Consider the following 14,251-nt stretch of genomic DNA (forward strand, 5'->3'; position numbering starts at 1 on the left):
GAATCGCCCGCAAAAACCGCTTCTCGACGCCCGCGAATCGAGCCCCGACATCACTGCACTTCCCGGAACAGCGTAGTCCCGGCAGCCACGCGATCGCTGCCGGCCGGCATCACCATGACCTCCACGCGCACGATCGCCGCGTCGTCGGTAGCGTTGACCGTGCGCGTCCAGTCCCAGTCGCGGTCGCCGAGGCGCTCGCTGCCCTGGGTCGCGCCCGCCAGCGCCGGCAGCGGTTCGGTCGCCGCCTCGACCGCGCGATTCTCCGCGACCACGCCGGCCAGCACCCGCTCCTCGACGATCGCCGTGGTGCGGGTGTTCTCGCCGGACAGGTTCAGCAGCGCGATCACCACCAGTCCGAATACGGCCATCGCGACCAGCATCTCCAGCAGCGAAAAGCCGCGCTGCCGCGAACCTATCGCCTTGTCAACAATGATGCCGTCGCCACGGCTTACGCCAATGAATCGCCCGCGAGAACCGCTTTCCGCCTCCCGCGAACCCACCATCGCAGCATCAACGATGCCGCGCCCCCACGACCCTACCGCTTGGACACCAATGATGCCGTCGCGACGGCTGACGACAGCGAATCGCCCAGCGACACCGCTTTTCGGCACGCGCATCACTGCGCGCTCCGCAACATCCCGGTCTCGCCGGCGATGCGATCGCTGCCGGCCGGCTCTAGCGCGACCTCCACGCCGCCGGTTGCGTCGACCGTCACCTGCGTGCGTCGCTGGTCCTGCCGCAGCACGATCCGCACCGGCTCGGCGGTGCCGATCGGATCGAAGCGGAACTCGATCGCCTCCTGTCCGCGCGGCAGCTCCGGGGCCACGCCGTCCGACCATGTCGCCGGCCGGAACGGCGCATCGGCCAGCGGTTGCCAGCCATCGAAGCGCTGCACCGAGAAGGCGTAGCCCCGCGCATCGGCACGCCCCCGGATCGCGCGCGTGCCCAGGATCGCCTCCTGCTGCGCGCGCAGCAGGCGCGCGGCCAACGCGTCGGCATCCGCGGCCAGCGCGCTGCCTCGGGCGGGCGCAGTCAGCACCACCGCGGCCCCGAGCAGCCCGACGATCGCCAGCACCACCATCAGCTCGACCAGGGTGAAGCCGCGCCCCCGCGACCTCACCGCCCTGAGACCAACGAGGCCGTCGCAACGGCTTACGACGGCAGGTCGCCCAGTCACACCGCTCTGCGCCCCGAGCATCATGGTGTGCTCCTGAGCAACGCTCCCTAGGCGACCAAGCGGTCGTTTCCGTTCGCCATCACCGAACCCCCCACGCACAAGACCGCAGCGTCGTCGGACGCCCAGTGCAGGCCTAAGCCATTCCAGACGCACCGCACAGCCCCCGCGCTTGCGCTTGCCAACCCCGACTCCCATGCCGAATCCCTAGTTCCAATTCCCGATGTCCGCCCCATCGCCTTCGCCGCCTTCCTGCCCGTCGGCGCCGAACGAGTACACGTCGAACGTGGCGTCGCGGCCCGGATAGGCGTACTGGTACGGATTGCCCCACGGGTCCTGCGGCAGGCGCCGGATGTAGCCGCCCTTGCGGTAGCGCTCCGGGCGCGCGAGTCCCTGCGGCGGGCGCAGCAGTGCCTCCAGCCCGTCCTGCGTGTGCGGATAGCTCAGGTTCTCCAGCCGGTAGGTCTCGACCGCCTGCTCCAGCACCGAGATGTCGGCGCGCGCCTTCTCGACCATGGCGCGGTCCTGGCTGGGCATCACGTTGATCATCACCACCGTCGCCAGCAGGCCGATGATCACGATCACGACCATGAGTTCCACCAGGGTGAAGCCCCTGCAGGCAGGGAATCGGGAATCGGGAATCGGGAATCGATTAGAGCGGCGCGGGTGGATCATGTTCGTTCCTGTGGTGATGTGTGACGGTTGCTGGCCAGGCATCGATTGCGGCGTGTCGCTGTAAACCATTCCCGATTCCCCACTCCCGATTCCCGCCTTGCGCTAAAGTGCAAGGCTGTTGAACTGCAATATCGGCAAAAGAATCGACAACACGATCAAGGCCACCAGGCCGCCCATGGCGACGATGATCGCGGGCTCGAGCAGGCTCATCGCCGCGGCGGTGAAGGTGTTGAACTCGCGCTCCAGGTAGTCGGCGGCGCGTTCGAGCATCGGCGCCAGGCGGCCGCTGCTCTCGCCGCTGGAGGCCATGTACAGCAGCGTCGGCGGGAACACCGCGGCGCGGCGCATCGCCGCCGACAGGCTGCCGCCTTCGCGGATTGCATCGGCCATGTCCTCGGTGGCCCGGCGCAGCACCCGGTTGTGCACCGTGCGCGCGGTGGTGCGCAGGCCTTCCATCAGCGGCAGGCCGCTGGCGAGCATGATCGCCAGGGTGCGCGCCAGCCGCGCGGCGTGGACGTCGCGGATCAGGCGCCCGAGCAGCGGCGCGCGCAGCAGCATGCCGTCCAAGCGCAGCCGGAAGTCCGGCCGTCGCAGCAGCTGCACGAAGCCGGCGGCGGCGAGCGCCAGCAGCACCAGCAGCGCCAGGCCCCAGCCGGTCATCAGCTCCGAGACGCCGATCACCGCGCGGGTCAGCCACGGCAGCGTGCGGCCCATGGAGTCGAACTGCTCGACCACCTTCGGCACCACGAAGGTCATCAGCGCCACCACCACCGCCAGCGCGGTGAGCGCCAGCGCCGCCGGATACACCAGCGCCGTGGTCAGGCGACTGCGCACCTGCTGCTGGCGTTCGAGCAGGTCGGCCAGCCGCTCCAGGATCTCCGGCAGCGCGCCGGTGCCTTCGCCGGCGGCGACCATCGCCCGGTACAGCGGTGGGAACGCATTGCCCTGGCGCGCCATCGCCTCGGACAGGCGGAAGCCTTCGACCACGGTGGCGTGCGTCGACAACAGTACCCGCCGCACCGCGGGCTTCTCGGCCTGGGCGCCGATGGTGCGCAGCGCCTCCTCCAGCGGCGCCACCGCGACCAGGGTCGCCAGCTGGCGGGTGACCAGGGTGAGTTCGCGGTTGCCGAAGCGGCCGCGCAGCAGTGTGGGTTTCGATGCCGAGGCACTGGCCGGCACCAGCTTCACCGGCACGAGTCGCCGGCGCAGCAGCCGTTCGCGCGCGTCGCGTTCGCTGTCGGCGGCGACGGTGCCGCGGCGGTCGCGGCCGCGCGCGTCGAGCGCGGCGTAGTCAAACGTGGCCATGGTCCCGCGACTCCTGGCGCACGACGCGCAGCGCCTCCTCCGGGGTGGTGGCGCCCGCGGTCACGCAGGCACGGGCCGAATCTGCCAGCCAGTCGCCCGACAGCGAGGCCGCGCGCGCCAGCGCGTCCTCGTCGGCGCCGCCGGCGATCAGCGCGCGCAGACCGTCGTCGATCGTCACCGCCTCGTACACGCCGATGCGGCCGTTGAAGCCGGTCTGGTTGCAGTGCCCGCATCCCGCCGCCGCGAACAGCGGGCCGGCGTAGCCCGCGCCCATCAGCCGCGCGCTCAGCGCGTCGGGCGCGCGCGGCTGTCGGCAGTGCGGGCACAGCCGGCGGATCAGGCGCTGCGCCAGCAGCAGGCGCACGGTGCTGGCGAGCAGGAACGATTCCACGCCCATGTCGCGCAGGCGGGTGATCGCGCCGAGCGCGTCGTTGGTGTGCACGGTGGACAGCACCAGGTGGCCGGTGAGGCTGGCCTGCACCGCGATCTGCGCGGTTTCCGGGTCGCGGATCTCGCCGACCATCACCACGTCGGGATCCTGGCGCAGGATCGCGCGCAGCCCGGCGGCGAAGGTCATGCCGACCTTGCCGTTGACCTGGGTCTGGCCGACGCCCTCGACCGCGTATTCGACGGGGTCCTCGACGGTCAGGATGTTGCGGCTGCCGTCGTTGAGCCGCTCGAGCCCCGCGTACAGCGTCGTGGTCTTGCCCGACCCGGTGGGCCCGGTGACCAGCACGATGCCGTTGGGCACCGCCAGCGCCGCGCGGAAGGCGTCCAGCACGCCCGCGGGCATGCCCAGCTCCTCGAGCGCGAACGCGCCGTGGTCCTTGTCGAGGATGCGCATCACCACGCGCTCGCCGTGGCGCGCGGGCAGGGTGGAGACGCGCACGTCCAGCGCCTTGGCACCCATCGCCAGCGAGATGCGGCCGTCCTGCGGGATGCGGCGCTCGGCGATGTCCAGGCGCGCCATCACCTTGACCCGCGATACCAGCAGCGGCGCCAGTCGCGCGGGCAGGCTCAGCGCCTCGCGCATCACCCCGTCGACCCGGAAACGCACCCGCAGCGCGCGTTCGAACGGCTCGATGTGCACGTCGGAGGCGCCGCTGCGCGCGGCCTCGGCGATCAGGCCGTTGATCAGGCGGATCACCGGCGCGTCGTCCTGCGCCTCGAGCAGGTCGGCGGCGGCCGGGATGTCGTCGGCGAGCGCGTCGAGGCTGCCGGCGTCGTCGAGATCCTGCGCGCCGGCCGCGCCGGCCAGTCCGGCGCCGGCGTAGATCTCCGACAGCCGGCGGTCGAACTCGGTGCGCGGCAGCCGCTGCACGTCGAGTGCGCGGCCGAGCGCGCGGCGCGCCTCGATCAGCGCCTCCGGCGACGCGCCCTCGCGCAGGCCGATGCGCGCCGGCGCGTCGCCGTCGGCGCCCAGCAGCAGCATGCCGTGGCGCTTGGCGAAGGCGTAGGCCAGCGGGGCGGGCGCGGAGTCGGTCACGGCTGCGGTTCGGTGGACGGTTCGGGCTGTGGTTCGGTGCGCGGCAGCGGCGCCGGCGGCGCCACCGGCGGGGTGGTGCCGAAGTAATCCTCGATCAGCGCATCGAGCTGGGCGCGGCCGTCGCCGGGCGCGCCGCCGCTGCGCAGCTGCTCGCGCCGCATGTAGTCGTAGCGCGGCGCGGTGATGCCCTGCGCCTCGCGCGGATCGCGGACGATGGTCGGGCGGATGAACACCATCAGGTTGGTCTTGTTGCGCGAGCGCGCGGTGCGCCGGAACAGCGCGCCGAGGCCGGGGATGTCGCCGAGCACCGGCACCTTGTCGACGGTGTTGCGGTCGGCCTGGTCGAGCAGGCCGCCGAGCACGACGATGGCGCCGTCGTCGGCCAGCACCCGGGTCTCGATCTCGCGCTTGCTGAGGATCAACTCGTCGAAGTTCTCGCTGACCGGCCCCGCGATCGCCGAGACTTCCTGCCGCAGCGCCAGGGTGATTCCGCCGCCGGCGTTGATCTGCGGGCGCACCACCAGCTGGATGCCGACGTCCTGGCGCTGGATGGTGCGGAACGGATTGCTGTTGGAATCGCCCAGCACCTCGCCGGTGGTGATCGGGATTTCCTGGCCGACCAGGATCCGCGCCTCCTCGTTGTCGAGCGTGAGCACCGAGGGGGTCGACAGCAGGTTGGAGGCGGTATCGCTCTTGACCGCGTCGATGATCAGCCCGAACACCAGGCTGCCGGTCTCGCCGGCCAGGCCGGACAGGCCGCCGTTGTAGTCCAGTAGCGAGCGCAAGGCGTTGCTGACCAGCGGCGAGCTGGTGTCGCCGTCGCGGACCCGCGACGCGGCCGCGGCCAGTTCGGCGATGCCCGGCGCGCTGCCGGGGAAGTTGCTCATGCCGATCGGGACGTTGCCGTCCTTGCCGGCCAGCAGCAGCTGCGCGCCGAGGCGCTTGGCGGCATCGTCGGAGATCTCCACCACCAGCGCCTCGACCAGCACCTGCTCGCGGCGGGTGTCGAGCTGGGTGATCACGTCGACCAGCATGCGCTGGGTTTCCGGATCGGCGTTGATGATGATGGCGTTGACGCCCGGGTAGCGGGCGATGGTGGCGCGGCGCCCCGGCGCGATCGCGACCGAGGCGGCCAGCGGCGCGTCACCGTTGCCCGTCGTGCCGTCGGAGCGCGGCAGTGTCGCAGCCAGGTTCGACATCGACGCCATCGCCGACGCCGCCAGCGGCGAGGACGCGCTCGACGATCCGCCGCCGCCCTGCCGCGCCTCCGCCTCGCCGGTCAGCCCGACCACCTGCTGCAGCACCGGCAGCAGTTCCTCGGCATTGGCGTGCTGCAGGCGGATCACGCGCACGTCGCCGCTGTTCTCAGCGCGGCGGTCGAGGTCCTCGACCACGCGTCGCACCGTGTCGACGAGCGCCGGATCGCCGCGCAGCAGCACCGCGTTGCTGCTTTCCACCGGCAGCACCGACAGCACCGAACCGCGCCCCTGGCCGCCGTACAGGCCGTTGACCACCTGGGCGATCTCGCGCGCGGAACTGTTGCGCAGGCTGATCGCCTCGACCCGGGCGCGGTCCTGGTCGATCTGGGCGATCAGCCCGCGCAGCCGGCGCAGGTTGTCGCTGTAGTCCGCCACCAGCAGGCTGTTGCCCTGCGGCGTGGCCAGCGCCACGCCGCCGCGGCCGATCAGCGGCTTGACGGTCTCCACCGCCGACTGCGCATCGACGTGGCGCAGCCGGAACACCTCGGTCGAGAAGCCGATGCCATCGCCGCGCGCCGCGCCCGGCTGCTGCGCGGCGGTGTCGTCCGGGACCACGCGGTAGACGCCAGCGCCGCTGGGCACCGCGATCAGTCCGTTGGCGCGCAGGGTGGCGACCAGGATGCCGAGTAGCTCCGGCTCCGACAGCGGCGCGTCGTTGGACAGGGTGATCGTGCCCTGCACGCGTGGATCGACCAGGAAAGTGGTGCCGGTGGCACGGGCCACGTCCTGGATGAAGGCGCGGATGTCGGCGTTCTGCACGTTCAGCGCCGGTGCCGGTGCGGCGGGCGGATCCTGGGGCAGGGCGGCGGGGGCGGTCAGGCACAGGCCGGCTGCGATCAGCCACGGGGCGAAGCGAGGTTTCAAGGCGAGGTCGTCCGCAGGGTGATGGTCTTGGTGTCGCCGCCGCGCTGGACGGTGATCTCGGCGCGGTCGCGCCGGGCGAGTTCCTGCTCCAGTTCGGTCATGCGCTCGGGCGTGAGGGCCTGGCCGTTGACCGCCAGCAGCACGTCGCCCGATTCGAGCCCGGCCTGGCGCAGCAGCGCGCCGCCGCCGCGCGGGATCAGGGTGTAGCCGGTGACGCGGCCGCCTTCGGTGCGCGGCCGCAGGCCGGCCTGGGCCAGCAGCTGCTGCGGATCGATCGCCGCGGCGGCGTCTCCGCTGCCGTTCGCACGGACCGCGGGCAGGGCGGCGGGGAGCGAGGAAGGCGTGCGCGCGGTCGCGTCGCCGGCCCCCTGCAGCGCGATGCGTTGGTCGCTGCCGCCGGCGCGCAGTACCGCATGATCGGATCCGACCGCTTGCAGCACCACGCCATCGGCGATCTCGTCGCCGACCCGGAATGCGCCCTGCGCGCCGTCGCTCCCGGCCAGGATCGCCGAGCCGCCGTTGCGACCTTGCCGCACGCCGAACAGGCGATAGCCATGGACGCTGGCCTGCGCGCGGCCGCTGTGCGCGGACGGGAAGAACGGATCGCCGGACAGCGAAAGCGAGGTGTCCACGGGCGCGGCGGGCGCGGCGGAAGCGGTACCGATCGGCCCGAGCGGCGTCAGCGCGATCCAGATCAGGCGCGTCGCCTGCGCCGCCAGCAGCAGCACCAGCGCGATCTCCAGGGCGCCGCGCAGGACCGCCGAGCGATCGTCACGGGCGGGGAGGCGCAGGTTGGAGGGAAACTTCGACACGGCGATTCCGCGAGGCGCGCAGGCTTCATTGCACGGATGCGGAAAGGATGAGAAGGATTTATGACAGTTTGACTGCGATTGCCATATTTCCTTCTTCGCCGGTGGACGCCGCCCTGGGGCACGCCGTCGGCTCCGGAGGAGCGCGCCATGCGCGCCAGGCCAGCGCGACTGGCCTTGCCCGGAATCGCCGTACCCCTGCCCGGAGCCACCCGTGGCCTTCGCGGCCATGGGCCTCTCCTACGGATGTCGGCCGGATGGAACGCCGCACCTGCAGGAGCGCGCCATGCGCGCGAAGGCCGACGCGATGGATCGCGCCTGGAAATGCCGCACACTCCATCGGAGCCACCCCGCGGCTTTCGCGGCCATGGGCCGCTCCTGCGGGGCGGCGGCAGTTGCGTGCGGCCGCCCCGCCGCGGCGGGGGTCAGAACTCCGCCGACAGGCTCAGCGTGTACGACACGCCCGGCTCGTAGCGGTAGACGTCGGCGCGGTTGCCGCCGCGTTCCTGGTACTCCTGGTACTCGGTATCCAGGATGTTGCGGGCGCTGAAGCCGATCGCCATCTCGCGTCCACCGAGGTCGAAGCCCTTGCGCAGCACGAAGTCCAGGGTGGTGCCGGGCTTTTCGATGTAGTCCGGCTGGCCGGGGCGGCCGCGCGCGGTGATGCGCTCGCCGACGTAGTTGGCGATCAGGGTGGCCCGGGTGCGCGAGGTCTCGCTCTCGATGCCGAACTGCAGGTTGGCGATGTGGTCGGACTGGCCCTGCAGCTGGCTGCCGTCGCGGACGAACAGCGCCGCGTCGACCGGCCGGGTGAAGCCGTAGGGACGGACCGTGTCGCCCTCCTTCACCTCGACCTCGGAGTTGGACCAGGTGTAGTTGCCACTGAAGTACAGGCGGTTGTCGCCCCACCAGTTGGCCTCGATCGGCAGGTCGAAGTACTTCTTCGCTTCGATCTCGGCGCCGTACAGGACCGCGGCCGGTGCGTTGAGGAAGCTCTGGAAGGTGGTGCCGCCGGCGAAGTTGACGTTCGACTCGATCGGGTTGTCGATGTCCTTGTAGAACCCGCCGACGGTGAAGTACTCGCCAGAGCCGAAGAACCACTCGTAGCGCACGTCGAGGTTGAGCAGCTCGCTGTCGACCAGGTAGGGGTTGCCGTAGAACAGCCGGTCGTTGTCCGGATCCTGGTACTGCTGCGGGGCCAGCTCACGGAACTGCGGACGGGCGATGGTCTTGGAGGCGCCGAAGCGGATCTGCTGGTTGTCGGCGAAGTTCCAGGTCAGGGTGGCCGCCGGCAGCAGATAGTCGTTCTGCAGCGGCGCCGGCCCGGCCTGGCGAGCGCCGGTGAAAATGTCGTACGGGTGCACCGCCTGGGTGGCGTCCTCGTAGCGCACGCCGACGGTGGCGCGCAGCATCGGCGCGATCTCGCCCTCGGCCTGCAGGTATCCGGCCTTGACCTTGAGCGTGGCGTCGTAGGCCGCCGCGCCCGAGCTGCCCGTGGTCTCGCGGATGCGCAGCAGGTCCTGGCTGAGGTTGTAGTCCGAGAACAGGTAGTCGACGCGCTGGTACCGGTTGTAGAACGGCAGCGCGCCGTCGAGCGCCAGCAGGCGGAACTCGCGCGATTCGGCGTTGCGGTCGTTGTCGGAGTACGAGGCGCCGCCGCTGAGGGTGACATCGCGCTCGATCGGCAGGCGCCAGCTGACGTCGACGCCACCGCTCGCGATCTCGTCCTCGACGTTGCTGAAACGGGTGTAGTTCTGCACCCGCGAGCCGTCGTGCGCCCAGTAGCCGTCGACCAGCTCGTAGCGGATGCCATTCTCGTAGGGCACGTCCCGGGTGGCGCGGGCGATCGCGCCGCGCCATTCGATCTTCAGGTCCCCGTACTCGCCGAAGGCGTGGGTGCCGTTGATCTGGTTGTTGAGCAGCTCGCGCTCGAACCACTCGGTGTAGTCGTCGCGCGCCTCGAATCCGGCGAGGTTGTCGCGGCCGGAGCGGCTGCGCGCCTCCTTGATGGTGTCGTGCACGTACATCGTGGTCAGCGACACCTTGTGGTTACCGTTCTCGTAACCGACGCCCACCAGCGCGTTGACGCGGGCGTTGTTCTGGGTGGAGAGGAATTCGTAGTCGGCGTCGTACTCGACCACCTCACCGGTGAAGAAGGCATCCTGCTGGGTGCCGAACCGGGTGCGCCACTTGTTCTCGAAGCCGGCCACGGCCAGGAAGCCCAGCTGGCCTTCGCCCAGGTCCAGGGAATAGCCGGCGCTGCCGCCGAATTCGACGTCCGGATCGATGCTGTCCTTCTGCTGCAGCACGTTGAGATTGGCGTTGCCGAGGCTCCGGCCGATGCGGCGGATGTCGTCGCGGGCGAAGTTGCCCAGGTCGACGCGCTGGCCGGTGGCGATCGCGTCCTGCAGCGCGCGCGGCATCTTGCGGGTGCCGTCGTCGTAGCCCCAGAAATCGTCGTCGCCGCCGTAGTAGGTCAGGCCCTTCTCGCCGGTGGTGACGCTGTTGCCGCCGGTGCCGACCGAGAGGTTGATAAAGGGCTCGTCGGGCACGGTCAGCGACTGCATGTCGATCACGCCACCGCCGAACTCGCCCGGGTACTTCACCGAGTAGGTCTTCTGCACGGTCACGCTGTCGAGCACCTCGCTCGGGAACAGGTCCAGCGGCACCACGCGCTGCAGCGGCTCCGGGCTGGGCAGTGGCGAGCCGTTGAACAGCGCCGACGAGTAGCGCTCGCCGAGGCCGCGCACGTACACGTACTTGTCGCGCACCAGGCTCAGGCCGGTGACGCGGGTGAGCGCCGCGGCGGCGTCGCTGTCGCCGGTGCGCTCGAAGTCCTCGCGGGTGACGAACGAGGCGACTTCGGAGGTCTGGAGCATCGGCTCCGGGATGTATTCGCCGCGTACCTGGACCGCGTCCAGCTGGGTCGGGCTGGCGGAAGCCGCGGTCTGCGCGGGCGCTCCGGCATCGGTTGGCGCGTTCTGCGCCAGCACGCCGCACGGGGCGAGCAGGGCCGAGATCGCGAGGAACAGGCCGCTGCGGGTCGGGGATCGCTTCATGGGAAAGCCTTGGCTGGCAGGACGGGGAGGGCGTGGAGGCGTCACGACGAACGGGGCGGCGTCGCGCCGCCCCGTTGCGCGCCCGGATCAGCAGGGCGTATCGGCCGTCAGGCCGCAGGTCCAGCCCTGCCACCAGGTGTCGCTGGCGTCGCGCACGCCGCCGATGTAGTCGACCTGCTGGAAGAAGCCGTGGATCGCCTGCAGGCCCTGGTAGGCCGGTACCGCGCTTTCCTCGGCACCGTTGACGAAGCCGCCCGTCAGCGTCGAGGTACCCTCGGCGACGTTGTTGCTGCCGGCGTTGAAGTCCGTGCCCGCGCGATCGCTGGCGAACGGCACCGGGCAGGAGAAGTGCACCGAATGGAAGGTGCCGGTGGTGTTCTCGTCGTCGATCTTGAAACAGATCTCGCCGTCGCCGCTGCCACCGGCAGGACGGGTGACCACGGTGTTGTAGAACTCGGCCTGGGTGCCCTGGTTGAGGGTCACCGCGGCGCCGCCGCCGGCGCGGCCGACGTAGGTGAAGTTGGCGACCTTGGGGTTGGAGTAGGGTTCGCGGCGGATGCTGCTCCACTCGTTCATGCGGTCGCCACCGCCGTCGCGCTGCATCACGATGCCGAACTGCAGGCCGCCGTTCCAGCCGGTGTCGGTATCGAGGCTGTCGTCGTCGTTGCCGGTGAGCACCAGATAGCGGGCGTTGACGGTGCCGCCGAACCACTCGATGCCGTCGTCGGAGCTGTTGTGCACCTGCACGTACTCCACGGTGGTGCCGCGGCCGACGCCGGCCAGGGTGATGCCGTTGAGCTCGTTGTTCGGCGCGATCTCGAAGCCGGAATGCTGCACGCGCACGTAGCGCAGCACGCCGCTGTTGTCGGTGGGGGCGTTGCCGCCGTAGAAGCCGTCGGTTCCTTCCACCTGTTCCTGGCATTCCGGGGTGCCGGAGACCGTCTCGCCCGGGCAGGCGTTGATCGGCGCGCGGCCGAGGATCACCAGGCCACCCCACAGGCCGATAGAGTCGGCGTTGGTCTGGCCTTCCAGGCTCTGCCGCGCGGTGAACACGATCGGATCGCTGGCGGTGCCTTCGGCGTAGATCTCCGAGCCACGGTTGATCACGAGGTAGTCGGCGCCGGCCGAGCCGTAGAGCGTGACGCCCGGCTCGATGGTGAGCACGCCTTCCTGGGCGCCGGCGTTCGGGTTGCCGGCGTCGCCGCCCTGGTCCTGGCCGACGTTGACGCGGCCGGAGATGGCGTACACGGTGCCATCGCGCTGCGGCACCACCAGGTTGCCGGTGACGATCTCGGGCAGTCGGCAGGCGCGCAGCGAGCCGTCGGCGACGGTGCCGATGTTGGTGAAGCCGTCCGGGCAGTCGGCGGCAGGGCCGCCGCTCGGGGGCGGCGCGGTCGGCGGGGGCGGAGGCGGTGGCGGCGAGCCCGACGGCGGCGGCGGGAAGGCGCCCTCGCCGGGATTGGCGACGCTGTCCGCGCCGTTGCCGCATGCGCTGAGGGCGAGGACCGTGCCGAAGGTCATCAGCAGGGTCCGGTAGTTGTTCGCAGCCATTCTTGGATCTCCGATCGATGGGCGGTTGGTTGCGGGAACGCGCGAAGCGGCGAAGCGGATCGCCGCGGTGCGGTGGTTCGTCCCCTGAGGAATCCCCGCAAGTTATAGGCAGTGTTTGTGACCGTTTTCTTGCGCGGATAACGGTTCCTTAAGCGCGTCGACACATGCCGGCCGTGCCGTCGATGCCTGTCATCGCGCGGTATCGGAAACGTCATGCGGACGCGTTAGGCTGGTGCGGGGAATGGCGCACGCGGCGACGCGCCGCCATCGGCGCCGGCCGGAGGAGAAACCGACGATGCGAGCGACACAACAGGTGAGCGAGGAGCTGGAACACTGGATCCTCGAGCAGGTGCGCGGCGGCCAGCCGCCCGAGGCGGTGGTCGCGCCGCTGCTCCGCCAGGGCTGGGAGGAACAACTGGCGATCGACGCGGTGGAGGCGGCGATGCGCCGCCATCTGGAACGTCATGCGCGCGACAGCGGGTTGCCGCCGCCGGTCCGGGTGCCGGCCCCGGTCGAGTGGAACGGTGTGGCGCTCGTCGACGCCGGCGACCGCGAGGTGCAGATGCTCGCGCACCTGGTCCATCCCCATGTGGTGGTATTCGGCGGGCTGCTGTCCGCCGACGAATGCGACGCGCTGGTGGAGATGGCGCGTCCCCGGCTGTCGCGTTCGGCGACGGTCGATCCAGAGACCGGAGGCGACCAGGTGCATCGCGATCGCACCAGCCAGGGCATGTTCTTCCGCCGCGGCGAGAACGATCTGTGCGCGCGCATCGAGGCGCGCATCGCGAGGCTGACCGAATGGCCGCTGGAGAACGGCGAGGGGCTGCAGGTGCTGCGCTACGGCCAGGGCGCGGAATACCGGCCTCACTACGACTACTTCGATCCGGACAAGCCCGGCAGTCGCGGCATCCTCGCGCGCGGCGGCCAGCGCGTGGCCTCGCTGGTGATGTATCTCAACACCCCGCACCGCGGCGGCGCGACCACCTTTCCCGATGCGCAGTTCGAAGTGGCCGCAGTCAGGGGCAACGCGGTGTTCTTCAGCTACGACCGGCCGCACCCGATGACCCGCAGCCTGCACGGCGGCGCGCCGGTCGCCGATGGCGAGAAGTGGGTGGCGACCAAGTGGCTGAGGGAGCGGCGGCACGATTAGCCGCCAGGCTTCGGTCGTTGGGAGGTGATTCGAGATGGCGGGAACCGCGCCGGCTTTCGCGGCCGTGGGCCGCTCCTACAGCGGCCATGGCCCATTCGGGCGTCGCGTTCGCCGTAGAAGCGGCCGATGGCCGCGAAAGCCGCGGCCGGGTGCGTGCCGACTTCGGGCATCAGTACCGCGGCGGATCTACGCTGGCGTCTTGTCCGGGAACCGGCACAGGTCGCGGATCGCGCATGCCGGGCATTCGGGCCGGCGCGCCTTGCATACGTAGCGCCCGTGCAGGATCAGCCAGTGGTGCGCGTCGTGGAGAAACTCCTCCGGCACGCGCCGGAGCAGACCGTCCTCGACCGCGCGCACGTCCTTGCCCGGCGCCAGCCCGGTGCGGTTGGCGACCCGGAAGATGTGCGTGTCGACCGCGATGGTGGGCTCGCCGAACGCGGTGTTGAGCACCACGTTGGCGGTCTTGCGGCCCACGCCGGGCAGCGCCTCGAGCGCGGCGCGATCGCGCGGCACCTCGCCGCCATGGCGTTCGAGCAGGATCCGGCAGGTGGCGACGACGTTCTTCGCCTTGGCGTTGAACAGGCCGATGGTGGAAATGTAGCGCTTCAGGCCGTCTTCGCCGAGTTCGAGGATCTTCCGCGGCGTGCCGGCGACCGGGAACAGCCGGCGCGTCGCCTTGTTGACGCCGACGTCGGTGGCCTGCGCCGACAGGATCACCGCGACCAGCAGCTCGAACGGAGTGCGGTACTCGAGTTCCGTGGTCGGCTTCGGGTTCAGTTCCGCCAGACGCGAGAACAGTTCGTGGATCTCGTCGCGGGTGAGGGTGCCGGCGCGGCGGGCGCGGGCAGGCCGCCGCGCCGGGGCCTTTGCCGCGCGGGCGTTCACTTGCCGTCCTGGCCGGCGCGGGCCCTGGCGCGGG

11 protein-coding genes are annotated in these 14,251 nt (G+C 70.8%); 1 reads left to right on the forward strand and 10 read right to left on the reverse strand.

The annotated features are described in order from the left end of the window. Positions 1–50 precede the first annotated feature (50 nt). The 9 genes from gspI to H0E84_RS09445 all read right to left on the reverse strand — a co-directional run bounded on the left by gspI (position 51) and on the right by H0E84_RS09445 (position 12,182). Entirely contained in the window at positions 51–617 is a 567-nt protein-coding gene (gene gspI / locus H0E84_RS09405) for a type II secretion system minor pseudopilin GspI (RefSeq protein ID WP_257644152.1), read from the reverse strand. After that, positions 617–1,120 carry a GspH/FimT family pseudopilin gene (locus H0E84_RS09410; protein WP_180678391.1) on the reverse strand — a complete coding sequence of 168 codons (504 nt, stop codon included), beginning with the start codon at positions 1,118–1,120 and terminating at the stop codon, positions 617–619. The genes gspI and H0E84_RS09410 overlap by 1 nt, the downstream gene beginning before the upstream one ends. Before the next feature lie 261 nt (positions 1,121–1,381). Then, positions 1,382–1,849 carry a type II secretion system major pseudopilin GspG gene (gene gspG / locus H0E84_RS09415; protein ID WP_180678392.1) on the reverse strand — a complete coding sequence of 156 codons (468 nt, stop codon included), beginning with the start codon at positions 1,847–1,849 and terminating at the stop codon, positions 1,382–1,384. A gap of 102 nt (positions 1,850–1,951) precedes the next feature. Next, positions 1,952–3,154 (reverse strand): type II secretion system inner membrane protein GspF, encoded by a 1,203-nt coding sequence (gene gspF / locus H0E84_RS09420; protein WP_180678393.1) that lies wholly within the window; start codon positions 3,152–3,154, stop codon positions 1,952–1,954. After that, positions 3,141–4,640 (reverse strand): type II secretion system ATPase GspE, encoded by a 1,500-nt coding sequence (gspE, locus tag H0E84_RS09425; RefSeq protein WP_345776296.1) that lies wholly within the window; start codon positions 4,638–4,640, stop codon positions 3,141–3,143. The genes gspF and gspE overlap by 14 nt, the downstream gene beginning before the upstream one ends. After that, positions 4,637–6,763 carry a type II secretion system secretin GspD gene (gspD, locus tag H0E84_RS09430; protein WP_180678394.1) on the reverse strand — a complete coding sequence of 709 codons (2,127 nt, stop codon included), beginning with the start codon at positions 6,761–6,763 and terminating at the stop codon, positions 4,637–4,639. Before gspD ends, gspE begins: the two co-directional genes overlap by 4 nt. Then, positions 6,760–7,575: a type II secretion system protein N gene (locus tag H0E84_RS09435; RefSeq protein ID WP_180678395.1), complete on the reverse strand. Its 816-nt coding sequence runs from the start codon at positions 7,573–7,575 to the stop codon at positions 6,760–6,762. The genes gspD and H0E84_RS09435 overlap by 4 nt, the downstream gene beginning before the upstream one ends. 422 nt (positions 7,576–7,997) lie before the next feature. Next, entirely contained in the window at positions 7,998–10,631 is a 2,634-nt protein-coding gene (locus H0E84_RS09440) for a TonB-dependent receptor domain-containing protein (protein WP_180678396.1), read from the reverse strand. An 87-nt stretch (positions 10,632–10,718) separates the two neighbouring features. Continuing rightward, complete coding sequence (locus tag H0E84_RS09445; RefSeq protein WP_180678397.1) at positions 10,719–12,182, reverse strand: hypothetical protein; 1,464 nt, start codon at positions 12,180–12,182, stop codon at positions 10,719–10,721. Positions 12,183–12,477: 295 nt separating this feature from the next. On the opposite strand from H0E84_RS09445, the gene H0E84_RS09450 reads away from it, so the two are divergent. Then, a complete protein-coding gene (locus tag H0E84_RS09450; RefSeq protein ID WP_180678398.1) occupies positions 12,478–13,332 on the forward strand; it encodes a 2OG-Fe(II) oxygenase in 855 nt (284 codons plus the stop codon). A gap of 186 nt (positions 13,333–13,518) precedes the next feature. On the opposite strand, the gene nth is transcribed toward H0E84_RS09450, so the two are convergent. Continuing rightward, entirely contained in the window at positions 13,519–14,139 is a 621-nt protein-coding gene (gene nth, locus H0E84_RS09455) for an endonuclease III (RefSeq protein ID WP_425600476.1), read from the reverse strand. Positions 14,140–14,251 lie beyond the last annotated feature (112 nt).

It is taken from the genome of Luteimonas salinisoli (assembly GCF_013425525.1).
GTDB lineage: Bacteria > Pseudomonadota > Gammaproteobacteria > Xanthomonadales > Xanthomonadaceae > Luteimonas > Luteimonas salinisoli.